Here is a 22,923-nt window from a genome sequence, read left to right as displayed (position 1 = left end):
GCGGGTCCGAGCCCCAGCCCTGGGCGGGATCGGGACTGGGGCGTCCGCCCAGGCCAGGCCCCCGCCCCTCGGGCGGGACCAGGACCGGGAGGTCCCTCTCCCGCCGGGGCGGTCGCCCGACGTTCCCGGCCGGGGGCGCGAGGGGTCAGGAACCGGCGGCCATGTCGAAGAAGCGCAGCTCCAGCCGTACGGCGCGGCGGAAGAAGTCGAGCACGCGCGCCCGCCCCTCCTCGTCCATCGCGGGGCCCAGCCGGTCCAGCTCGTCGCGCAGGAAGTGCACCCAGGCGCGGAAGGCCGGACCCTCGTGCAGCTCGACCCACTCGCGGTACACGAAGTTGTCGGGAAGCGGCTCCTCGGCGCGGGAGGCCCAGCCCAGGTAGGACCACTCGGCCACGCACAGCACCGCCAGGACGAGCGGGTAGTCCAGGCTGGTCCTCGCCTCGTCCATCAGGGCGCGGAAGTCCGCCGTGACCGGCTCCAGCTCGGGGGAGGTCATGTCGGCGGGGGTGGCGCCGAGGGCGGCGAGGGCCCGGTGGAAGTAGGTCAGCTCCTCGGTGGTGGCGATCTCACCCAGGAACTGGCCGAACGGCACCCGCGACTCGAAGCTGTCCGCGCAGGCCACGGCCGCCCCGAGCAGGGCGGTGAAGGAGTCGACGAACTGGAAGTCCTGGATCAGGTAGCGGCGCATGTCGTCGTCGGGGACGTCACCCCGGGTGATCGACGCGGCGAACGGGTGGTTCACCACCGCCGTCCACTCCGGCTCGCTCAGCGAGCGCATCCACTCGCTGAAGGCGGGATCGACGGCACTCGCGCGCCACTCGTCATAGGGGATCTGCTCCACGGGGCCTCTCCTCGCGATCCGGGCATCTCGGCTGTCCGGGTTTCTGGGTTGTTCGGGCTTCTGGGGTTCCGGGCTTCTCGATCAGCGTGAATGCTAGCCCCGCCGTCCCGGCGCGCGGTGGTCCCGCGCATCCCGTGATCGTCCAGGTCAAGGAGACTTTGCAGGTCAGGACGGGTTCTTCTGGGGATCGTCGGGCACGTTCCGGCAGGACGATCCCGAAAGGGCACCCGGAGGGATGTGAGGTCGTGAGCCAGGAGGCCGTCACCCAGGAAGCCGTGAACCAGGAGGACGTGACCGAACCCGTCGTCAACGCCGTCGTCGTCTACTACTCGGCCACGGGAACGGTCTTCGCGCTGGCCAAGGCGGCCGCGGCCGCCGCGGAGAAAGCCGGTGCCGAGGTCCGCCTGCGCAAGGTCAGGGAACTCGCGCCGACCGAGGCCATCGCGTCCAGCGAGGGCTGGGCCGCCCACGCCGCGGCCACCCAGTACGTCGTGGAGGCCTCGCTGAAGGACCTGGAGTGGGCCGACGTGCTCCTGTTCGGCACGCCCACCCGCTACGGCAACCCCACCGCCCAGATGAGGCAGTTCATCGACACCACCGGCCCGCTGTGGGCCAGGGGCCTGCTGGTAGACAAGGTCGTGTCGTCCTTCACCGCGAGCTCGACGGCCCACGGCGGGCAGGAGAGCACGATCCTCGCGATGAACAACACCTTCTACCACTGGGGTGCGATCATCGTGCCGCCCGGCTACGCGGACCCCGTCCAGTTCCGCTCCGGCAACCCGTACGGCACCAGCCACACCTCCGACAGCGGCACGATCCCGCCCGGCGACGTACAGCTGGAGGCGATGGCCTTCCAGGCCAGGCGGGTGGTGGAGGTCGCGGCGGCGTTCCTGCGCGGGCGCCTGCCCTGACGGTGGCCTTCGCCCGCGATCGCCGGTCGCCCGCCCTGACGGTGGTCTTCCCTCGCGGTCACCGGGCTCCGGCCCCGGCGGCGTTCCCCCGTGACGGCCGGGTTCCCGCCCCGGCGGAGGCGTTCCTCCACGATCACCGGGCGGCTTTTCACGATCACCGGGCGACCGCCCACCGGGCACCCGCCGCCGATCCGCGCCGTCGCGCCGTCGCGGATCGGGGGAGCGGATCGGGGGAGCGGATCGGCGGAGCAGATCGGGGGAGCGGATCATTGACCGCCTAAACACCGGACGATTAGCGTCGGGGTCCCGGCGTCCAGGGGAGAGACCGTGACCGTGCACGAACCCGGCCTCGGCCGGTACTACGAGGACTTCGTCGTCGGCGACGTCTACCAGCACCCGCTCGGCCGCACGATCAGCGAGGCCGACAACACCTGGTTCACCCTGCTGACGATGAACACCAACCAGAACCACTTCAACGCCCACTTCGCCGAGCGCGCCCCGGTCGGGAAGATCATCGTCAACTCCGGCCTGTCCGTGGCGATCGTGCTCGGCATCTCGGTGATCGACGTCAGCCAGACCGCCCTGATGAACCTCGGCTGGGACGAGATCAGGCTGACCCACCCGGTCTTCCTGGGCGACACCCTGTACGCGGAGTCGATCGTGCTGGACAAGCGGGAGTCGCGGTCGCGGCCCTACGCCGGGATCGTCACCTGCAAGACCCGCGGCCTCAACCAGGACGGCGACGAGGTCATGTCCTGGCGCCGCGCGGTGATGGTCTACCGCCGCGACGCGCCACAGGACAAGAACTACTTCCCGCGGGCCAAAACCGGCCCGCTCACCCCTTGAGGGCCGCCTCCTCCCCGCGGGCCGGGACCGGCCCGCCCACCCCCTGACGGCCGTTTCGCGGAAAGGACCTCGCGATGGACTTCGAGCTCAACGAGGAGCAGCAGCTGTTCCGCCGGACCCTGCGGGAGTTCGTCGACAAGGAGATCGTGCCGGTCGCCTCCGAGTGGGAGCGGGCCGGCCGCTACCCCACGGAGATCGTCGAGGGCTTCAAGGAGATGGGGCTGTTCGGGATCACGATCCCCGAGGAGTACGGCGGCCTCGCCCTGGACCGGGTGTCGTTCGCCCTGGTCTTCGAGGAGATCGCGCGCGGGTGGATGGGCGTGGCCGGAGTGCTCGGCTCGCACTCCCTGGCCGCCTGGATGATCGCCAGGTACGGCACCGAGGAGCAGAAGGACGCCTACCTGCCGGACCTGGCCACCGGCGCCCGCCGTACCGGCATCGCGCTGACCGAGCCCGCGGCGGGCACCGACCTTCAGGGCATCCAGACGCGGGCCGTCCGCGACGGCGACCACTACGTGATCAACGGCACCAAGACGTGGATCACCAACGCCCGGCACGCCGACCCGATGCCCGTCCTGGTCAAGACCTCCGTCACCGACCCCGCGCACCGCGGCATGTCCCTGCTCCTCGTCGAGGCCGGGACCCCCGGGTACACCGTGAGCCGCGACCTGCCCAAGCTCGGCTACAAGGGTCCGGAGACCTGCGAGATCGTGCTGCAGGACGTGCGCGTCCCGGTGTCGGCGCTGCTCGGCGGGACCGAGGGACGGGGCATGCAGCAGGCCCTGTCGGCCCTGGAGCTCGGCCGGATCAACATCGCCGCCCGCGCGGTCGGCCTGTCCCAGTGCGCCTACGACGCCGCGCTGAGCTACTCGCGCGAGCGCCACGCCTTCGGGCAGCCCATCGCGGACTTCCAGGCCATCCAGCTCAAGCTCGCCGACATGGCCACCGACATCCAGGCGGCCCGGCTGCTGACCTACTGGGCGGCGGTCCGCTCCGAGGGCGGCGCGGTGAACTCCGAGGCCGCGATGGCCAAGTACTTCGCCTCCGAGGTCGCGTTGCGCGCCACCACGGAGGCGATGCGGATCCACGGCGGCTACGGCTACTCGCAGGAGTTCGTCCTCGAACGCCTCTACCGGGACGCGCCCCTGATGGCCATCGGCGAGGGCACCAACGACATCCAGCGGATGGTGATCGCGAGGTCCCTCATCTCGGGCGCGGCCAAACTCGGCTGGTGACGCGCCCCCAGTGACGCGCCCCAATGACGCCTTCCAAATGACGCGCCTCCAATGACGCGCCCCCGGTGGCGCGGCCCGCTCCCGTGCCGCCGAGGGGGCGTACGGCCCGCCCGGCGCCTCCTATCCTGGTGCGGTGCCGGTTTCTGATGGGGTGCCAGGTGAGGACTGTCTGTTCTGTGCCATCGCGGCGGGGGAGCGGCCGGCCCACGTCGTCCTCGCCGACGATGTGGCCGTCGCCTTCCTGGACACGCGGCCGGTCTTCAAGGGCCACGTCCTCGTGGTCCCGCCGGTCCATGTCGAGACGCTCGCGGACCTGCCGACGCCGATGATCGGCCCGTTCTTCGAGCGCGTCCGCGCCCTCTCCGTCGCCGTCGAGCGGGGCCTGGAGGCGGCCGGTACGTTCGTCGCGATGAACAACCGGATCAGTCAGAGCGTTCCGCACCTGCACACCCACGTCGTCCCCCGCAACCGCAAGGACGGCCTGCGTGGTTTCTTCTGGCCCCGTACGAAGTACGAGGACCCCGCCGAGGCCGAGTCCTACGCCCGCCGCGTCCGCGAAGCCCTCTGAGACAGCCGGCCGTCCCTCGCGGACCGCTTTTGATCTACATTGTAAAAGCGCCGGGCCGGTCGACGTTCACGTTCCGGAAGGACTCCGGCGAACCGGCCGCCGATCCGCACGTGTGACCGGTGGTTTCGGGGTGAACACACCGATGTGATCTCGCGCGATCTCCATGGACGAGGCACGGGCGTGGCCGGGCGTATAAGGTCCGGAGCGTGGAACCCCTCGTTGCCGTGTTGCTGGTCGCCGCCCTGGTCGGCGTACCCGCCCTGGTGCTGTGGCGGGTGCTGCGCGGACGCAGGGAGCTGGGCAGCAGTCCCGCGGAGCGGGCCACGTTCGAGACCCTGCACACCGCGTCGCTGGCCGCGCCGCCGCTGCGGGCGGGGCTGACGGAGGCGGGGGCGCAGAAGGCGTCGCGGTACCTCCGGGAGCTGCTGGGCTCCCCTGCGCTGGCGATCACCGACGAGGAGCGGCTGCTGGTCTACGACGGCGAGGGCGACCACCACGCCCGCGAGGCGTTCGCCCACGCCGCCAAGACGCTCTCCGGGGGCCGGACCCGGGTCCTGGGTCCCGAGGTGGTCTCGTGCGACCTTCCCGAGTGCCCGATCAGGTTCGCCGTGGTGGTGCCGCTCACCACCGACGGCAGGGTGGTGGGCTCCCTCGCCTCGTACGGCGGGCACGCCTCCGCCGGTCTGGTCAGGGCCGCCCACGAGGTCGCGAACTGGGTCGACTCGCAGCTGGAGCTGGCCGAGCTGGACCGGTCGCGAACGCGGCTGATGGAGGCCGAGGTCCGGGCGCTGCGCGCGCAGATCTCCCCGCACTTCATCTACAACTCGTTGACGACCATCGCGAGCTTCGTCCGTTCCGACCCCGACCGGTCCCGTGAGCTGCTGCTGGAGTTCGCCGACTTCACCCGTTACTCCTTCCGGCGGCACGGGGAGTTCACCACGCTGGCCGAGGAGCTGCGGTCCATCGACCGCTACCTCACGCTGGAGCGGGCCCGCTTCGGCGACCAGCTCCAGGTGACGTTGCGCATCGCTCCGGAGGTGCTCGCGGTCGCGGTGCCGTTCCTGTGCCTGCAGCCCCTGGTGGAGAACGCGGTCCAGCACGGGCTGGAGAGCAAGCCCGGGGTCGGGCGGATCTCGATCGTCGCCGAGGACGCCGGGGCCGAGTGCCGGATCAGCGTGGAGGACGACGGCGTGGGCATGGAGCCCGAGCGCCTGCGCCGCATCCTGGCCGGTGACGCCGACGAGCGTTCGGGGGCCGGGGGAGTGGGGCTGGTCAACGTGGACGAGCGGTTGCGCCAGGTCTACGGTGACGAGTACGGCCTGGTGGCGGAGACGGCCAAGGGGGCGGGAACGAAGGTCAGCGTCCGTCTGCCCAAGTACCATCCGGGTGTCTCCGCCCGTTGAGCCCGCGCCTGAGCCGGACCTTCCCCCTACCGAAAAGTTGACAGGCGATGTCTGATTCATCACCCTCTAGAAATTCCCTCGTGAACGATCTGGAGGAGTGACCGTGACCGGCCTGCGCGTCCTTGCGGTGGACGACGAGCTTCCCGCGCTGGAGGACCTGGCCTATCTGCTCCGGGACGACCCTCGCATCGGAGAGGTCTTCCTGGCCAGGGACGGGGCCGCCGCGTTGCGTGTCCTGGATCGGGCGATCGCCGACGGGCGGCCGATCGACGCGGTCTTCCTCGACATCCGGATGCGCGGCCTGGACGGCGTGGTGCTCGGCCGGTTGCTCTCGCAGTTCGCGAACCCGCCCCGGGTGGTCTTCGTGACGGCCTACGAGGAGCACGCGGTCGACGCCTTCGAGATCAAGGCCGAGGACTATCTGCTCAAGCCGGTACGGCCGGAGCGGCTGGCCGAGGCGATCCGCAGGGTGTTCGTCTCCGCGGAGCTGCCGGAGATCGAGGGTCCAGGCCGGGCCGACCCCGACACCATTCCGGTGGAGCTCGGCGGTGTGACCCGGTTCGTGGCCAGTACCGAGGTCCGGTACGTGGAGGCGCAGGGCGACTACGCCCGCCTGCACACCGCGGGTGGCAGCCATCTCGTGCGCATCTCGCTGGCCACGTTGGAGGAGCGCTGGTCCTCGGCGGGGTTCGTGCGGGTGCATCGCAGCCATCTGGTCGCGGTCAAGCACATCGACGAGCTACACATCGACTCGGGCCGGTGTGTGGTCCGCATCGGCGAGACCGAGATCCCGGTGAGCCGCCGTCACACCCGCGAGCTGCGCGACCTGCTGGTCCGCAGGGCGCGTCGGGGCAGGTCCGAATGAGCCGTGACGCCGGGGCCGGGGAGGGGGCCGAGCCGCGCCGGTGGATCGCCGACCGGTCGCGCAGGGAGACCGAGCGGCCGCGCAGGGAGGCTGACCGTTCGCGCAGGGATGCGGAGCGGCCGCGCAGGGACAAGGACGCCGACCGGTCGCGCAGGGACGCCGAGAGGCCGCGTAAGGACGTCGACCGGTCGCGCAGGGAGGCCGAGCGGCCGCGCAGGGATGAGCGTCCGCGGCGCGAGGTGGTGACGAGTCCTCGCACGATGGCCCCTCGCCATCCCCGTTATCCGGTCACCCGCGAGATCGACGAGCAGACCCGTCTGGGCGAGGTCTACATGCGCTCGCTGGTTCGCACCCAGTTCCGCCTGGCCCTGTTCGTCTGCACGGTGCTGGGTTGTGTGGTCGTGGGGCTGCCCCTGTTGTTCCTGCTGATGCCGGAGCTGCGCGCGGTCCACGTGCTGGGGATCCCGCTGCCCTGGGCGGTGCTGGGGGGTCTGATCTACCCGGCGTTCGTGGTCGGCGCCTGGCTTTACGTCCGGCAGGCGGAACGCAACGAGCGTCACTTCGCCGAGCTGGTGGACAGGGCCCGTTGACCGGGCGACGGACCGTCCCGGGGCCGGAGCCCGAGGTCCCCACGGCGGGAGAGCTCGGAAAAGACGTCACGGGGGACGGCATGGAAGGCGTCGGGGGAGGCGTCGGATGAGCACCGCGTACGGTGTGACGGCGGTCGTGCTGGTGGTGCTGGCGGCGGTGCTGATCGGGGCGTTCGGGATCAGGCTGTCGCGGACCACCTCCGACTTCTACGTCGCCTCCCGCACGGTCTCCCCGCTGTGGAACGCCTCCGCCATCGGCGGGGAGTATCTGTCGGCCGCGAGTTTCCTGGGCATCGCGGGGCTGATCCTCACCTACGGGGCCGACATGCTGTGGCTGCCGGTCGGCTGGACGGGCGGCTATCTGGTGCTGCTCGTGCTGGTCTCCGCGCCGCTGCGCCGCTCGGGCGCGTACACGCTGCCCGACTTCGCCGAGGCGCGGCTGGAGTCGATGGCGGTGCGGCGGATGGCGGGGGTGCTGGTCGTGCTGATCGGCTGGCTGTACCTGATGCCGCAGTTCCAGAGCGCGGGCCTGGTCCTGCGGGCCATCACCGGGGCCCCCGAGTGGGCGGGGGGCCTGCTGGTGGCGGCCGTGGTCGCGGTGAACGTGATGTCGGGCGGCATGCGGTCGATCACGTTCGTGCAGGCCTTCCAGTACTGGCTGAAGCTCACCGCGCTGGCCGTGCCGCTGGTGTTCCTGCTGCTGGCGTGGCGTGACGGCGGCGCCCCGGGGCTGAGCGCGCTGGACGCGGCCACGTGGGCGCTGCCGCTGGCGAGCGGCAGGGAGTACGGCCTCTACTCGACCTACTCGCTGATCCTGGCCACGTTCCTGGGCACCATGGGGTTGCCGCACGTGCTGGTGCGCTTCTACACCAACCCCGACGGCCGGGCGGCGCGCCGTACGACGCTGGTGGTCCTGTCGCTGCTCGGTGCCTTCTACCTGCTGCCGGCGGTGTACGGCGCGCTGGGCCGGATCTACGTCCCGGAGCTGGAGGGCAGTGACACGGTGGTGCTGTCGCTGCCCGGACGGCTGGTCGGCGGGGTGGCCGGGGACCTGCTGACGGCGCTGGTGACGGCGGGGGCGTTCGCGGCGTTCCTGTCGACCTCCTCGGGGCTGACGGTCTCGGTCGCCGGGGTCATCGGGCAGGACATCCTCAAGGGAGGGGTGCGGTCGTTCCGGGCGGCGGCGGTGGTGGCGGTGATCGTTCCGCTGGGGCTGGCGGCTTTCGCCCGCTCGTTGCCGGTCGCCGACGTCGTCGGGCTGGCGTTCGCGGTGGCGGCCTCCTCGTTCTGCCCGCTGCTGGTGCTGGGCATCTGGTGGCGGCGGCTCACCCCCGTCGGCGCGATGGCGGGGCTGTTCGCCGGTGGTGGCCTGGCCTGCGGCGCGGTGCTGATGACGATCGGCGGGGGGCCGCACACCGGTCTGGTCGGTGCCCTGCTGGCCCAGCCCGCCGCGTGGACGGTGCCGATCGCCTTCCTCGTCATGGTGGTGGTCTCGTTGCTGACGCCGGGGCGCATCCCGCCGAACGTGGCGCGCACGATGGTGCGCCTGCACACTCCCGAGATCCTCAACCTGGACCGGGGTGACTGGCGGCCCCGGTCTTCTTGAGGGGCCCGGTCTTCTTGGAGGTTCCGGTCTTCTTCGGGGCCCGGTCCTGTTGACGGTCCCGGTCCTCTTGACGGCTCCGGCGAGCTGTGACGAAATGACGCTTATGGGCCGATATTTCGGTTGCTCTGACTAGATTTGTTACTCGCCGGTTCCGGTGACGAGGCGTTCGCCGAGGTCGGCGACGCCGCTGCCGTGCTACCCGCGAGCCGGTCGGCGCGCGGGGCCGTCGTGTCACACAGGAGCCGGCCGGCACATCGGCCGGCCGTTTCGCGCGGGAGCCGGTCGGCGCGCCGGTCCGCCGGTCAGCGGTGATGCCGGAGGTCCTGCGCCGGCCCCGGTTCCGGCTCATCTACTTCGGAATGGCCGTCAGCCTGCTGGGCGACGCCTCGCTGCTGCTGGTACCGGGGATCCTGGCCAAGAGCCTCACCGGCTCCGACGCCGCCGCCGGGCTCACCCTGTTCTTCTTCACGCTGCCCCTGTGCTTCTCCCCTTTCTTCGGTTACCTGATCGACCGGGTGGACCGAAGGAGGCTCCTCGTCGTCACCTGCGTGCTGTCGGGCGTCTCGCTCACCCCGCTGATCGCGGTCACCGGGGCGGACATGGTGTGGCTGATCTACCCGGTGTCGGCGGCGATGGGCTGCTCGTACGCGGTGATCTTCTCCGCGCTCGGCGGGCTGCTCAAGGGCATCCTGCCCGAGCATCTGCTGGCCGAGGCCAACGGCGCCCTGCACACCACCCGGCAGGGGCTGCGCCTGTTCGGGCCGCTGCTGGGGGTGGCGGTCTACACCGGCTTCGGGCTCGGCGCGCTCGTGCTGTTCGACATGGTCACCTTCCTGGTCGCCGCGGGGGTCTTCGCGATGCTCTCCGCGCCGGAACCCCCTCGGTCCGTCGCGCCCGCCCCCTCGGGGTGCTGGCGCGAGGAGTTCTGGGCCGGGGCCCGTCACCTCGCCGCCGACCGGCCGCTGCGCCGCGCGGCCGTGGCGCTCTGCCTGATGTTCTCGCTGGCCGGGGCGACCGAATCGCTGATCTTCGCGGTCATCGAGCACGGCCTCGCCAGGGCGCCGGAGTTCACCGCGTTCACCTCGACCGCGATGGGCCTCGGCGCGATCGCCGGGGGGCTGTGGAGCGCCACGGTGATCGCGCGCAGGGGCGAGCTGTTCGCGATCGGCTCGGGCATCGGCCTGTACGGGGTGGCGGTCATCTGCTGGGTGGTCCCCGCGGAGGCGGTCGTGCTGGGGGCGATGATGGTGGCGGGCGCCGGGCTCACCCTGGAGGGGGTGGCCAGGACGACCCTGCTGCAGCGCCGCAGCCCCGGCCACCTCGTCGGCCGGGTGTCGACCGCCTTCGAGTCCCTGGCCGGGGTCGCCCAGTTGCTCTCCCTGCTCGCGGGCGCCGTGCTGGTGTCGCTCGTCGACTACCGCCTGCTGCTGGCGGTGGTCGGCCTGACGGTCTGCTACGCGGGGGTCTACGCCCTGCGGGGCGGGCCGTGGTGAGACCGGGCTGTCGCGGGCGAACCGTTCGTCGCGGGTGAGTCCCGCAGGGCAGAGCCGTTCGTCGTGGGTGAGTCCCGCACAGCGAGCCGTTCGTCGCGGGTCGGCCGTGCGAAGTGAGCCGTGCCGGGCCGTTCGTGGTGAGTTCGGGCTCTCGGGGTGAACCGTTCGTCGTGCGAGACAGACCTTTCACCGCAAGCCCCACCCAACTGAACGCGACCCGGCGGCGCCTCGGCGAAGAGTCCGCGTACGGGTCTCCTCCGCGGGTAGCGTCCGCCCCTACGTTGTCGGTGATCCAGATCACATTTTGGGAGGTCCAGTGACCGCCAGCCAACATGATTCATCGGTCTACGAAGAAATTCAGACCGACGAACGATTCCAGGAGTTGAAGAGGCGTTTCCGGGCCTGGGCGTTCCCGATGACCGCGGCGTTCCTCGCGTGGTATCTGCTGTACGTCGTCCTGTCCGCCTGGGGGCGCGACTTCATGGGCACGAAGGTCTTCGGCAACATCAACGTGGCGCTGATCTTCGGTCTGCTCCAGTTCGTGTCGACGTTCGGCATCGCCTGGGCCTACTCCCGTTTCGCCGAGAAGAAGCTTGACCCGCTGGCCGACGAGATCCGCCACGAGGTCGAGGGGAAGACCGAATGAGCCACCAGACCCTCTCCACGATCCTGTTCCTGCTGTTCGTCGCGGGGACGCTGGGCATCACCTTCTGGGCCAGCCGCAACACCAAGGACGCCACCGACTACTACGCCGGTGGCCGGTCCTTCAGCGGTGTGCAGAACGGTCTCGCCATCGGCGGCGACTACATGTCGGCCGCGAGCTTCCTCGGCATCGCCGGGATCATCGCGCTGTCGGGCTACGACGGCTTCCTGTACTCGATCGGCTTCCTGGTCGCCTGGCTGGTGGCGCTGCTGCTCGTCGCCGAGCTGATGCGTAACTCCGGCAAGTTCACCATGGCCGACGTGCTGGCCTTCCGGATGAGCCCCCGCCCGGTCCGTACGGCGGCGGGTGTCTCCACCATCACGGTGTCGATCTTCTATCTGCTGGCCCAGATGGTCGGCGCGGGTGCGCTGGTCGGCCTGCTGCTCGGCGTCACCTCGCCGACGGGCAAGGCCCTCACGATCGTCGGCGTCGGCATCCTGATGATCGTCTACGTGGTCGTCGGCGGCATGAAGGGCACCACCTGGGTGCAGATCGTCAAGGCCGTGCTGCTCATGGGCGGCGCGACCCTGGTCACCCTGCTGGTGCTCGGCCACTACGGCTTCAACCTGTCGGGCCTGCTCGGCGACGCCGCCACCCAGAGCGGCAAGGGCGACGCCTTCCTCAACGCGGGCCTGAAGTACGGCACCGAGGCGCAGGGCCTCGCGGGCAAGATCGACCTGATCAGCCTGGGCCTCGCGCTCGTCCTGGGCACCGCCGGTCTGCCGCACATCCTGATCCGCTTCTACACGGTCCCCACCGCGCGGGAGGCGCGCAAGTCGGTCCTGTGGGGCATCGGCATCATCGGCACCTTCTACCTGCTCACCCTCGTGCTCGGCTTCGGCGCGGCGGCGCTGGTCGGCGGCAAGGCGATCGTGGCGCAGGACAAGGCGGGCAACACGGCGGCGCCGATGCTCGCCGAGGCGGTCGGCAAGGCCATCTTCGGCGACGTGGGCGGCACCATCCTGCTCGCCGTCATCGCGGCGGTCGCCTTCGCCACGATCCTCGCGGTCGTCGCCGGCCTGACGCTGGCGTCGAGCTCCTCCTTCGCCCACGACCTGTACGCGCACGTGTTCAAGCGCGGCAACGTCACCGACAGGGAGGAGATCCTGGTCGCCAGGATCTCGGCGTTCGTCATCGGCGCGGTCGCGATCGGGCTCGGCATCCTCGCCCAGGGCCAGAACGTGGCCTTCCTGGTCGCGCTCGCCTTCGCCGTGGCGGCCTCGGGCAACCTGCCCGCGATCCTCTACAGCCTGTTCTGGAAGAGGTTCAACACGGCGGGCGCGGTCTCGGCCATCTACGGCGGCCTGGTCTCCGCGCTCGTCCTGGTGGTCTTCTCGCCGGTCGTCTCGGGCAGCGCCACCTCGCTGTTCCCCGACGCGAACTTCGCCTGGTTCCCGCTGAGCAACCCCGGCATCGTCTCGATCCCGATCGGCTTCCTGGCCGGGTTCATCGGTGCCCGCCTCAGCAAGGAGTACAGCTCGCAGAAGTACGCGGAGATCGAGGTCCGCTCGCTCACCGGCATCGGTGCCGAGAAGTCCGCCTCCCACTAGAGCCCGTACCAGACCCCCCGTGCACCTCGTGCGGAGGTACGGGAACCCGGGGCCCGGCCGCGTCGTGGCCGGGCCCCGTCGTCATGCGCGCCCGGGGCGGGCCCCCGGTCACTCGGTGGCCCGCCGGAGGGCTCCTAGCGGGAGGCCTCGTCCAGCAGGGCGAGCTCGTCCTGCGACAGCGTCAGGTCGGCGACCGCGAGCAGCGGCCTGAGCTGCTCGACGTTGCGGGCGCTGGCGATCGGCGCGGCCACCGTGGGCTGGGCGGCGAGCCAGGCGAGCGCGACGGTGGCGGGCGCCGCGCCGTGGGAGGCGGCCACCTTGTCCAGGGCGTCGAGCACCCGCGGGCCGCGCTCCGACTCCAGGTACTTCGCCGCCTGGCCGGCGCGCGGGCTGTCCACCGTGACCCCCGGCCGGTACTTGCCGGTCAGAAAGCCGCGGGCCAGGCCGAAGTACGGGGTGCTGGTCAGCCCGGCCTGGGCCACCACGTCGCGCAGCGGCCCCTCGTAGTCGCGCTCGACGAGGTTGTAGTGCTGCTGCAGCACCCCGTACCGTGCCAGGCCGGCCTCCTCGGAGATCGCCAGTGCCTCCGCGAGCCGCTGGGCGCTGTAGTTGGAGGCGCCGATGTTGCGGACCTTGCCCTCGGTGACCAACTCGTCGAACGCGCCGAGGGTCTCCTCCAGGGGGGTGGCGGCGTCGTCGATGTGGGCCCAGTACAGGTCGATGTAGTCCGTACGGAGCCGCCGGAGCGAGTCCTCGGCCGCCGCGCGGATGTTGGCCGCCGACAGGCCGGTGCGGCCGCTCAGCGAGCCCACCTTGGTCGCCACCACGAGCCGGTCGCGGTTGCGGCGAGAGGCCATCCACTCGCCGATCACGGTCTCCGACTCCCCACCGGAGTGCCCGGGGGCCCACGCGGAGTAGACGTCGGCGGTGTCGACGAAGTTTCCGCCCGCCTCCGCGTAGGCGTCCAGGACGGCGAACGAGTCGTCCCGGTCGGCGGTCCAGCCGAATACGTTGCCACCGAGGCAGAGAGGGAACAGGTTCAGCTCAGAAAAGCTCATGGGCCAACTCTATTTCTTGACTAATCGCGCGGTTGCGGGACATCGGCGGTGATTCCCCGGAAGGCGCTCCCGCTCCCGCCCCCGTCCCGTCTCCTCCTTCAGGCGGGCACCATCTCCCGGGCCGGCGCGGGCCGCTCCACCGGGGTGATCCGCGCGGCCGGAGCGGGTTCGAGCTGCTCCATCAGCTCGTCCATGGCCTCCCGCAGGTGACCCATGAGCCGCCACACGTCGGCCACCCGGTCCGGGCAGGACAGGATGCCGAAGTCGAGCGAGCCGTCGTAGGAGAAGCAGGTGATGTTGACCCCGCCGCTCACGTCGGTCAGCACCGACATGGGGTGGTAGGCGAGCACCCTGGCCCCGCACAGGTACAGCGGGAGCTGTGGTCCCGGCACGTTCGAGACGATCAGGTTGATGGGCGGCAGCACGATCGAGGCCAGCCGGAACACCGCGGAGGTCGCCAGCGCGGTGACGGCCGAGGGCAGCATCGACGACAGCTCGCCCAGCCAGGCCGTGGGGGCGCCGGCGAAGCGCCGCTTGGCGCTGAGCATCGTGCCCGCCATGACGCGCAGGCGCTCGCGGGGACAGGCGAGGTCGGTCGGGATCGGGGTGACCATGACGGAGATCTGGTTGCCGACCACCTCCTGGGCGCTCGCGTTGCGGACCGCGACCGGGACCGCGGCGATCAGCGGCCGGTCGGGCAGCGCGTCGCGCTCGCGCAGCCACGTGCGCAGCGCCGAGGCGCACAGCGTCATGACCACGTCGTTGACGCTGGCCCCCGCGCTCCTGGCCACCCGCTTGACGTCCGAGAGCGGGATCGAGCCGTAGGAGAAGCGCCGCTCGGCGCCGATCGGGCCGTTGAACGGGGTGCGCGGCGCGGTCAGCATGGGCGGCTCGGGCGGCTCCGGGGCCCTGCCCGCGATCATCCGGGTGGCGGCGGCCACCTGCCGGGCGCCGGGCAGTGCCGAGGTCAGCGGCATCGTGTCGAGCTCGGCCGCCATGCGGCCCAGTGAGTACAGGGTCCTGGCGGGCTGGAGCACCGTCCTGGCCACGGCGCCGGCGAGCATGCCGGCGAGGCCGGGGGCGGTGGTCCGGGGCTCGGACGCGGGCCGCTCGACGGCGCGGGGTTCGGGCGTGAGGTCCAGCAGCGCGGCGAGCAGCTCCGCCCCCGACACCCCGTCGATGGCGCAGTGGTGGACCTTGGCGTACAGGGCGACGCGGCCTCCGGTCAGGCCCTGGATGAGGTGCATCTCCCACAGCGGGCGGGTCCGGTCGAGGTGCCGCTCGTGGAGCCTGGCCACGTGCTCGGCGAGCTGGGCGTCGTCGCCGGGACCCGAGAGGGTCACCTCGTGGACGTGGCCGGCGACGTCGAGATCGGGGTCTTCGGTCCAGTAGGGCCGGTCGAGGCCGAACGGCACGGTGGCGAGGCGCAGCCTCAGCGCCGGGGCCAGGTGCAGCCGCTCGCGGAGCAGCCCGACCAGGCACTCGCGGGTGAGGGCCCCGAGCCTGGAGCAGGCGGGGTCGAGGATGGCCAGCCCCGCGACATGGGCCGCCGTGGTCGCCGATTCGGCGTGAAGGAACTGCGCGTCGAGCGCGGTCAGCTGGCGCATCGGTCGGGCCTCCTGGCGGAAAATGCGAGAAGTCGGAGAACACGTATTGCCATCATCACGTCGGCACGTTTCCCTCTCGTTTCCTCCGTAGGACCTCCGGCGTCTTTCGGGTGTCCTCTCGGACGCGGTGCGGAGGCCCGCCGATCATCACTTTCCGCAACCTTCCCATTTCGCACAGTAGTCATGCCTTCCGGGCAGGGGCGTCCCGGGGATCTTTTTCGAAGCCGATACCCGTCCGTGGGTGTCCGGCGCCACTCACATTATATGTATTTCCTACCAAAAAGATATGTAATGCGCGCGGAGCGACATATCCCTTCCCCGGCCGTCGCCTCGGCGTCAGGGGAAGCGCCTCGGTGACCGGGGGAAACGCCTCGGCGGCCGGGAAAGTGGCCGGGAGAAGCGCTTTCGCGATCGGGGAAGGCGGCCCGGTGACCGGGGAAGGCGCCTCAGCGACCGAGGAAGGCGAGCAGCCGCTTCAGCGGCCAGGTGTTGATCACGTCGTCGGCGGTGAGCCACCCGCGCTGGGCGACGCCGATGCCGAACCGCTGGTTGTCGAGGTGGGGGACCGCGTGGGCGTCGCTGTCGACGGAGAACTTCACGCCGTGGTGGTGGGCGAGGCGCACCAGGTCGGCGGGGAGGTCGGAGCGGTCGGGGAAGGAGTCGATCTCCATCGCGGTGCCGGTGCGGGCCGCGGCGCGGAACACCTCGTCCCAGTCGGCGTCCACCGGCGGGCGGATGCCGATCCTGCGGGTGGTCGGGTGGCCGATGATGTGCACGTGGGGGTTCTCGCAGGCGGCGACGAACCGCCGGGTCATCTCCGCCCTCGACTGGTTGAAGTGCGAGTGGACGCTGGCCACGCACACGTCGAAGCCCTCCAGCACCTCGGCCGGCCAGTCGACCGAGCCGTCGGGGGCGATGTTCAGCTCGCTGCCGTGCAGCAGCCGCATCTTGGGATACTTCTTCTGCAGCCCGTGGATGCGCTCGCGCTGCTCCAGGGCCTTTTCCAGCTTCATCCGGTGCATCGCCAGGTCGGGCGCGTGGTCGGTCACCGCGTAGTAGGAGTAACCGCGGGCCGCGGCGGCGGCGACCATGTCCTCCAGGGAGGCGATGCCGTCGGTCAGGTCGGTGTGGGTGTGCAGGTCGCCCTTGAGATCCTTGACGGTGACCAGCTCGGGCAGCTCGTGCTTGAGCGCGGCGGCGATCTCGCCGCCGTCCTCGCGCAGGGTCGGCGGGATCCACTCCATGCCGAGCGCCTCGAAGACCTCCTCCTCGGTCGCGGCCGCGATCACCCGGTCGCCGTCGAACAGGCCGTACTCCGACAGCTTCCAGCCCTTCTTCACGATGATCTCCCGCAGGTGCACGGTGTGCTCCTTGGAACCCGTGAAGTACATCATCGCGGCGCCCCACGACTCGGCGGGGACCAGGCGCAGGTCGACCTGGACGCCCTGGGCGGTGCGGATGGAGGTCTTCTTCTCCCCGGAGGCGACGACCTCCGCGACGTAGGGCTGTGCCTTGAAGTCGTCCATCAGCGACTCGGGGCCGACCGCGAGGACGTCGATGTCGCCGACGGTGTCCTTCATCCGGCGCAGCGACCCGGCGTAGGCGATCCGCTCGGCGCCGGGCAGCGAGGCGATGACCCGCTCCGCGAGGTCCATCGCCGTCCCGGTGTGCATCCTGGCGCTGTGCTCGGCCAGGTGCTCGACGCCTTTGAGGAGGTTCTCCACGGTCTTGGCGCCGAAGCCCTTGACGCCGTCGAGGCGCCCCTCGCCGATGGCCTTCACCAGGGCCTCGGGGGAGTCGATGCCCAGCTCCTGGAAGAGGAAGACGGCCTTCTTCGGCCCGAGCGAGGCCACCCGGGTCAGCCGGCGCACCCCCTGGGGGACCTTCTTCCGGAGGTCGTCGAGCTGCCGGAAGCTGCCCCGCTCCAGGTATTCCTCGACCTTCTTGGCGATCGCCTCGCCCACCCCGGACACGCTCCGCACGGGCACGGTCGTGATGTCGTCGGGGAAGCCCGCGATCGCCCTGGCGGCCTTCTGGTAGCTGCGGACCCGGAACGCGTCACCGCCGTTCATCGCGAACAGCTCGGCGTACTCCTCCAGGGCGGCGGCGACGTCGTCGTTAGCTCGTGCCATGTACCCAGCCTAGAAGATCGCACCGACATTTCCCGGTCCCGGGCGTCACGTGACACCGGGCGGCGCGCGCCGCCGCGCCGCCCGGTGTCACGCCCCCCGGGGTCTCCCAGGCCCGGCCCCGTCCGGGAGATCCTGAAAGTCCGCCGGGTAGGTCATCAGGTGGCCGCACATGCCGTCGCGGGGTACGGCGGGCACCCGGGCGACCGCGGCCTCGCGCAGATGGGTGAGGTCGCCGTCGCGCAGGGCCGCCAGCTGGGCGCCGGTCGTCTCGGCGGCGCGCAGCGGGCCGTCGCGCCAGCGGGCCTCGAAGGCGTCCAGGCGGGGGGCGACGATCCCGGCGGCGGCCTCCAGGAAGGCGGCGAAGCCCGCACGGCCCTCGGCGCGCAGCCGCAGGAACCCCTCGACGGCGAGGTCGCGGCGCTCGCGCGGGTCCGAGCGCGCCGCACGGGCGTACCGGCCGGGGTCGGCGAGGACGTCGGGGGGGAAGGTCAGGACGGCGTCGCCCGCCTCGGGCAGGCCGCTGTTCTGCATGAGGACCACGATGCGCAGGCCACCGCCGTTGACCAGGCGGTGGACCGTGCCGGGGGTGAACCGGACGACGGAGCCGGGAGCCAGCGACGTCTCCTCGTACCCGTTCCAGGTCAGGGTCTGGACGCTACCGGAACCGGCCACCACGGTGTACGCCTCGGCGCACAATGTGTGCAGGTGGGGCGAACCTCCGCGCAGGCCGTCCTCGGTGGGCCAGTCGTAGACGGTCAGATCGCTCACGCCTGTGCCGAACACGGGGGCTCCTCACTCCTGCGGGACATCTTCCTTCGAACACTTCAGCCGAGCCTCGATCCCGCCGAGCCACTTCAGCAGGGACCCGATCGAACCTCTCCGCCGGGCGTTCCGGCCGGACCTCTCCGCCGGCCGGTCCCGGACGCGGCCCGGGACCGGCGGTGTCCCGCCGGGCCGGTCACGCCGGTTCCCGGCAGGGGTGCTCCTTGACGTACGCCTCCAGCCGGGGACGGTCCCACGCGCCGGTGGCCACGACCACCCGGTAGCTCAGGCGCAGCGTCGCGCCGGGCGGCAGGACCAGCTCGCGGTGGAACGCGAGGGAGGGGTTGACGGCCGCGAACGGCGTCGTGCGGACGAACCAGACGGTGGGCCGCGCGCTCTGGAACAGCAGGGTGGACGAGCGGTCCACCTCGTCGTGGTGGCCGATGTAGGCCAGCCACGCCGACTCCTCGCCCATCATCTCCGGCCCCTCGCCGCTCTCCGCGATCACCTGCCCGTGCTCGAAGGAGCGGGGCCCGCGCCAGAACAGGCCGCAGTACCCGGCCATCGGGCGGCCGTTGGTGGTGGGGCTGCCGAAGACCAGGTCCTCCCCGCGCACGTTGGTGATCGCGGTGGACAGCTCCAGCGCCCAGGAGTCCTCCAGCACGTCCCGTACCCCGAAGGTCCTCAGCTCGTCCACCCAGTGCTCGCCGCCCTGGGTGTGCCAGGTGAGGCGCTCCACGCCGGGGGAGAGGAACTCCTCGTGGCGCATGGTCCCGTTGTTGGGCAGGTCCACGTAGCCGGCGGCCTCGCGGACGTAGCTGCCGCCGCCCCAGAAGTTCTGCCCCGACAGGTCGGAGACGGTCATCTGCAGGCCCTTGTGCCAGCGGTGGTCGTGCGGGCGGAAGGCGCTGACCGCGTCTCCGGCGAGGGTCCTGATCGGGTGGAAGTACGGCTTGGGCGACTCGAAGACCGGCGTCCGCGGGCGGTAGACGTAGCGCAGGATCTCGACGCCGCGCTCGGTGAGGGTCAGCTCCATGCGTGTCCGTCCAGGCTGTGGTAGGCGGGGTGGCCGGGGGTGAGGTCGGAGCGGAGCACGGGCCGGCCGGTGAACGCCGACGCGTACAGGCCGGTGATCAGTTCCAGCGCCTGGCGCCCCTCGGGGCCGCTCATGGGCGGCCGCTCGCCGCGCTCGTAGGCGTCCAGCAGCTCCGCCAGCTGCGCCTCGTGCGAGCTCGGCAGGTCCTCGGGCGGGTTCCAGCGCGTCGAGGTGGAGGTCCAGTCGGCGTTGCGGTAGCCGTACAGGTGGCGCAGCTCCACGGTCGCCTCGGTGTAGTCGAAGCGCAGGTAGCTCTCCTCGCGCCGGGACAGCACGCTGTTGACCACCGAGGCCATCGCGCCGGACTCGAAGCGCACGGCGGCCATCGAGACGTCCTCGGTCTCGATCCGGCGGTCCAGCGTGCCGGTCATCGCGCGGATCTCCGCCCAGTCGCCGAGGACCGACAGCATCAGGTCCATCTGGTGGATGCCGTGCCCCATCGTGGGGCCGCCGCCCTCGGTCTCCCACCGGCCGCGCCAGGGCACGTCGAAGTAGGCGTGGTCGCGGTACCAGGTGGTCACGCAGAGCGCGACGAGCGGGCGGCCCAGCTCGGGGGCGAGGGCGCGCAGGTGCCGCGCGCCGGAGCCGAACCGGTGCTGGGAGACGACCGAGGCGTATCCGGGCCCCTCGGCCGCCGTGATCAGGTCGTACTCGGCCAGCGACAGGCAGGCGGGTTTCTCCGTCCACACCCAGGCGCCCGCCTTCAGGCAGGTCACCGCCTGGACGGCGTGCAGGTGCGGCGGGGTGCACAGGTGGACGAGGTCGGGCCGCTCGGCGTCGAGCATCACCTCCAGGGAGGTGTACGCCTCCGGGATCGCGTGCTCGGCGCAGAACGCCCCGACCCGGGCCTCGTCCACGTCCACGGCGGCCACCACCCGCGCCCGGTGCGCCTGGGCGCGCAGCGCGGGCAGGTGGCAGATCCCCGCGATGCCGCCGGTGCCCACGACCGCCACCCGGATCATCCGGACCGTCCTTCCGTCATGGACCCGGATGGTCCGGGCGGTTCGGGTGACTCGGGCGAGCTCCCGGCCTCCGGTCGCGGGGAGCACGATGCGCGACCGGAGACCTGGAGACCGCCCGCGGGCGGGTGCGTCACCGTACGACCACCGTCGTCAGGGAACGGGGGGCGAGGGTGAGGGTCCTGCCGGATCTCAGTCCCGGGAGCGGGGTGGCGGTGAGCGAGTGCTCGGCGTCGGTCAGGTAGGCGGTGGCCCGGCCCGGCCGGGTGGAGATCGTGGTGGTGACGGGGGTGGTGGCGGTGTTGAGGATCTCGACGACCTCCGAGCCCCCGGTGTTGCGGAAGGCGGTGACCTTCAGCGCGGGGTCGGCCGAGGCGACGGAGAGGCGGACCGCGCCGGGCCGGACGAAGCGGCTGTAGGCGGCCAGCGCCCACAGCCGCTTGGAGACGCGGTAGGTCGCGGTGGCCTCGTCGATCTGGATCAGTCCCCGGGTGGTGCCGCGCGAGGCGCCGAACCAGAAGACGTAGCCGTTCGCCTTGCCCAGGGTGAGCGAGTCGTGGATCTGCTGGGCGACCGCGAAGCCGTCGTAGCCGCTGCCGTCGTCCCACGCCTCGTTCCAGGTGGTCCCGTTGGGCGACCACTCCGACATCCACACGGGCCGGTCGGTGGGCAGCGGGCCGTCCACCGGGCTGACGTAGGGATGCCCGGCGTGCGTGGCGACCCACCGCCGCGCGACGGGGTCGGCCTCGATGGCCGCGGTGTACTCGCGCTGCTGGGCCCAGCCGGCGGCGTCGCAGCAGACCACCTTGAGCCCGGTACGGGCCGCGGTGGGGCCGAGCACCTTGACGAACTCGGCGGCCTCCTTGGGGGTGAACCGCATCGAGGCGTACGAGACGGTGAGGTCGGGCTCGTTGGTGAACCCGATGTCGGTGATCCTGATGCCCTCTTTGGCGTAGAACTTCGCGTACTGGACGAGGTAGTTCGCGTACGCCTGCCGCCACGCGGGCAGCAGTGTGCCGCCGTTGCTGTCGGAGCCGTTGTCCTTCATGTAGCCGGGGGCGCTCCAGGCGTCGGCGTAGAAGCGGGTCACGCCGTAGCGTTTGGCCTCCTTGGCCAGCCAGACCTGCCCGCCGTCGTCGCCGTCCCAGACGTACTTGGGCGGCGCGGTCGGCCCGCCGGGGTCCTCGGGCTGGATGGAGGTCATCAGGTCGTACGGGCTGCCCGCGGGGGAGGAGCCGATGCCCAGGCGCAGGATGCTGAGTCCAGCCCCCTTCTCCGGGCTGAGCCACAGGTCGAGGATCTCCCGCTGCTTGGCGGCGGGCAGCGCGCGGACCAGCTCGTTGCGCCGGAACGCCTGCGAGAAACCGAAGCCGTCGATCCGCTGAAGAACACCGTGGTGTTCCACCTGAATAGGGGAAGCGCTTTCCATAGTGGCAGGACTGAACCCGAGGAGGGGAAGTACGAGGACCGGTGCCAGCAGTGCCCTGTGACATCGAGACATGCGGAAACCCGCTTTCCGAAAGTTTCACAAGATTACCGAGACATTTCGTGTCAAGTACCGTAAATGTTTCGGGAGCGGCAGTCAACAGCCGGTCAAGGGGTGGGACGGGGTCGTCAAGCGGGGTCGCCGAACAGGGCGGGTCAGCCCGGCAGCCGGGCGGTGCTCTCCCGGACGAGGAGGTCGGTGGCGAGCTCCACCCGCCGGGGCTCGTGGCCGCCGCGGTCGAGGCCGAGCACCATCCGGGTGGCCAGCGCCGCCATCTCCTGGAGCGGCTGGCGCACGGTGGTCAGCGGAGGCCACGCGGAACGTGCCAGCGGCAGGTCGTCGAAGCCCACCACGGACAGGTCGTCGGGGACCCGCAGGCCGCGCTGCCTGGCCGCCTCGAAGACGCCGAACGCCTGCATGTCGCTGCCCGCGAAGATCGCGGTGGGCGGCTCCTCCAGGGACAGCAGGGAATGGCCGTGGTCGCGGCCCGAGCCGACCAGGAAGTCGCCGTACCTGATGAGCGCCGTGTCCACCGCGATCCCCGCGGTCTCCAGCGCCGCCCGGTAGCCGTCGACGCGGGCCCGGCTGCACAGCATGTCGGCGGGGCCGCCGATCATGCCGATCCTGCGGTGGCCCAGCTCCAGCAGGTGGCGGGTGGCGGCCAGGCCGCCGTTCCAGTTGGTGGCGCCGACCGAGGCGACCCCGGGCGGCGGCTCGCCGTCCGGGTCCACCACCACGAACGGGATGGACCTCGCGGCCAGCTGGCCGTGCTGGTCGGCGCTGATCCGCGAGCCGACCAGGATGGCCCCGTCGGTGCGCCGGGCGGCGATCCGTTCCACCCAGTCCCTGCCGGGTCCCGCGTGGCTGTGCAGGACCGAGACGACCACCCCGGCGTCGACCTCGCGGGCCGCGGTCTCCACGCCGCGCACCAGCTCCATCGCCCACGGGCTCTCGATCTCGGTGAAGACCAGGTCGACCAGGCCGACGGGGGCGTCGGCCTGGCCGGTCCTGCGCCGGTAGCCGTGTTTGTGCAGCAGATGCTCGATCCGCTGCCTGGTCTCGGACGCGACCTCGGGCCGCCCGTTGATGACTTTCGAGACCGTGGGCGCGGAGACCCCGGCCTCCTCGGCGATCAGAGCGATCGTCACGCGCGGCTTGCTTGGCATGCGGCGAATACTAACTGAAACCTTTCGGAGGATCCCCAGGGTGGTG

20 protein-coding genes are annotated in these 22,923 nt (G+C 71.3%); 11 read left to right on the top strand and 9 right to left on the bottom strand.

Features of this window, described 5'->3' with window-relative positions:
- Positions 1–145 precede the first annotated feature (145 nt).
- The gene (locus tag ACFFRH_RS24880; RefSeq protein ID WP_344747545.1) at positions 146–841 is read right to left on the bottom strand and encodes a TenA family protein; all 696 of its coding nucleotides are present in this window, start codon (positions 839–841) and stop codon (positions 146–148) included.
- Between the two features lie 245 nt (positions 842–1,086).
- Here ACFFRH_RS24880 and wrbA point away from each other — a divergent pair, with 245 nt between their 5' ends.
- From wrbA to ACFFRH_RS24825, 11 genes are all read left to right on the top strand, one after another.
- Complete coding sequence (gene wrbA / locus ACFFRH_RS24875) at positions 1,087–1,752, top strand: NAD(P)H:quinone oxidoreductase (RefSeq protein ID WP_386159896.1); 666 nt, start codon at positions 1,087–1,089, stop codon at positions 1,750–1,752.
- Positions 1,753–2,079: 327 nt separating this feature from the next.
- Positions 2,080–2,598 (top strand): MaoC family dehydratase, encoded by a 519-nt coding sequence (locus ACFFRH_RS24870; RefSeq protein WP_344747546.1) that lies wholly within the window; start codon positions 2,080–2,082, stop codon positions 2,596–2,598.
- A 74-nt stretch (positions 2,599–2,672) separates the two neighbouring features.
- Positions 2,673–3,833 carry an acyl-CoA dehydrogenase family protein gene (locus ACFFRH_RS24865; protein WP_344747548.1) on the top strand — a complete coding sequence of 387 codons (1,161 nt, stop codon included), beginning with the start codon at positions 2,673–2,675 and terminating at the stop codon, positions 3,831–3,833.
- Positions 3,834–3,966: 133 nt separating this feature from the next.
- A complete protein-coding gene (locus ACFFRH_RS24860) occupies positions 3,967–4,401 on the top strand; it encodes an HIT family protein (protein WP_386159893.1) in 435 nt (144 codons plus the stop codon).
- A gap of 206 nt (positions 4,402–4,607) precedes the next feature.
- Positions 4,608–5,804, top strand: a complete 1,197-nt coding sequence (locus tag ACFFRH_RS24855; protein ID WP_344747550.1) for a sensor histidine kinase — start codon at positions 4,608–4,610, stop codon at positions 5,802–5,804.
- Between the two features lie 103 nt (positions 5,805–5,907).
- Entirely contained in the window at positions 5,908–6,669 is a 762-nt protein-coding gene (locus ACFFRH_RS24850) for a LytR/AlgR family response regulator transcription factor (protein ID WP_344747551.1), read from the top strand.
- Positions 6,666–7,259, top strand: a complete 594-nt coding sequence (locus ACFFRH_RS24845; RefSeq protein WP_344747552.1) for a DUF485 domain-containing protein — start codon at positions 6,666–6,668, stop codon at positions 7,257–7,259. The genes ACFFRH_RS24850 and ACFFRH_RS24845 overlap by 4 nt, the downstream gene beginning before the upstream one ends.
- 106 nt (positions 7,260–7,365) lie before the next feature.
- Positions 7,366–8,865 carry a sodium/solute symporter gene (locus tag ACFFRH_RS24840; protein WP_344747553.1) on the top strand — a complete coding sequence of 500 codons (1,500 nt, stop codon included), beginning with the start codon at positions 7,366–7,368 and terminating at the stop codon, positions 8,863–8,865.
- 311 nt (positions 8,866–9,176) lie between these two features.
- A complete protein-coding gene (locus tag ACFFRH_RS24835; RefSeq protein ID WP_344747554.1) occupies positions 9,177–10,358 on the top strand; it encodes an MFS transporter in 1,182 nt (393 codons plus the stop codon).
- Positions 10,359–10,674: 316 nt separating this feature from the next.
- Entirely contained in the window at positions 10,675–11,004 is a 330-nt protein-coding gene (locus ACFFRH_RS24830) for a DUF485 domain-containing protein (RefSeq protein WP_344747555.1), read from the top strand.
- Positions 11,001–12,611 (top strand): monocarboxylic acid transporter, encoded by a 1,611-nt coding sequence (locus ACFFRH_RS24825; protein WP_344747556.1) that lies wholly within the window; start codon positions 11,001–11,003, stop codon positions 12,609–12,611. Before ACFFRH_RS24830 ends, ACFFRH_RS24825 begins: the two co-directional genes overlap by 4 nt.
- A gap of 134 nt (positions 12,612–12,745) precedes the next feature.
- Here ACFFRH_RS24825 and ACFFRH_RS24820 read toward each other — a convergent pair whose 3' ends face one another.
- The 8 genes from ACFFRH_RS24820 to ACFFRH_RS24785 form a co-directional block, all read right to left on the bottom strand.
- Entirely contained in the window at positions 12,746–13,669 is a 924-nt protein-coding gene (locus ACFFRH_RS24820; RefSeq protein WP_344747557.1) for an aldo/keto reductase, read from the bottom strand.
- A 98-nt stretch (positions 13,670–13,767) separates the two neighbouring features.
- Positions 13,768–15,276 (bottom strand): WS/DGAT/MGAT family O-acyltransferase, encoded by a 1,509-nt coding sequence (locus ACFFRH_RS24815; protein WP_344747558.1) that lies wholly within the window; start codon positions 15,274–15,276, stop codon positions 13,768–13,770.
- 446 nt (positions 15,277–15,722) lie between these two features.
- Positions 15,723–17,408, bottom strand: a complete 1,686-nt coding sequence (gene polX / locus ACFFRH_RS24810; protein WP_344747560.1) for a DNA polymerase/3'-5' exonuclease PolX — start codon at positions 17,406–17,408, stop codon at positions 15,723–15,725.
- Positions 17,409–17,495: 87 nt separating this feature from the next.
- Positions 17,496–18,191, bottom strand: a complete 696-nt coding sequence (locus tag ACFFRH_RS24805; protein ID WP_344747561.1) for a cupin domain-containing protein — start codon at positions 18,189–18,191, stop codon at positions 17,496–17,498.
- A 175-nt stretch (positions 18,192–18,366) separates the two neighbouring features.
- Positions 18,367–19,206: a DUF6807 domain-containing protein gene (locus ACFFRH_RS24800; RefSeq protein WP_344747562.1), complete on the bottom strand. Its 840-nt coding sequence runs from the start codon at positions 19,204–19,206 to the stop codon at positions 18,367–18,369.
- Complete coding sequence (locus tag ACFFRH_RS24795; RefSeq protein ID WP_344747564.1) at positions 19,197–20,228, bottom strand: Gfo/Idh/MocA family protein; 1,032 nt, start codon at positions 20,226–20,228, stop codon at positions 19,197–19,199. The genes ACFFRH_RS24800 and ACFFRH_RS24795 overlap by 10 nt, the downstream gene beginning before the upstream one ends.
- A 130-nt stretch (positions 20,229–20,358) precedes the next feature.
- Complete coding sequence (locus ACFFRH_RS24790; protein ID WP_344747565.1) at positions 20,359–21,630, bottom strand: glycoside hydrolase family 30 protein; 1,272 nt, start codon at positions 21,628–21,630, stop codon at positions 20,359–20,361.
- 236 nt (positions 21,631–21,866) lie between these two features.
- Entirely contained in the window at positions 21,867–22,877 is a 1,011-nt protein-coding gene (locus ACFFRH_RS24785) for a LacI family DNA-binding transcriptional regulator (protein ID WP_386159886.1), read from the bottom strand.
- Positions 22,878–22,923: the final 46 nt, after the last annotated feature.

Origin of the sequence: Streptosporangium vulgare, from assembly GCF_042428775.1 — a bacterium.
Classification (GTDB): domain Bacteria; phylum Actinomycetota; class Actinomycetes; order Streptosporangiales; family Streptosporangiaceae; genus Streptosporangium; species Streptosporangium vulgare.
This window is presented reverse-complemented; position numbering and strand designations above follow the sequence as displayed.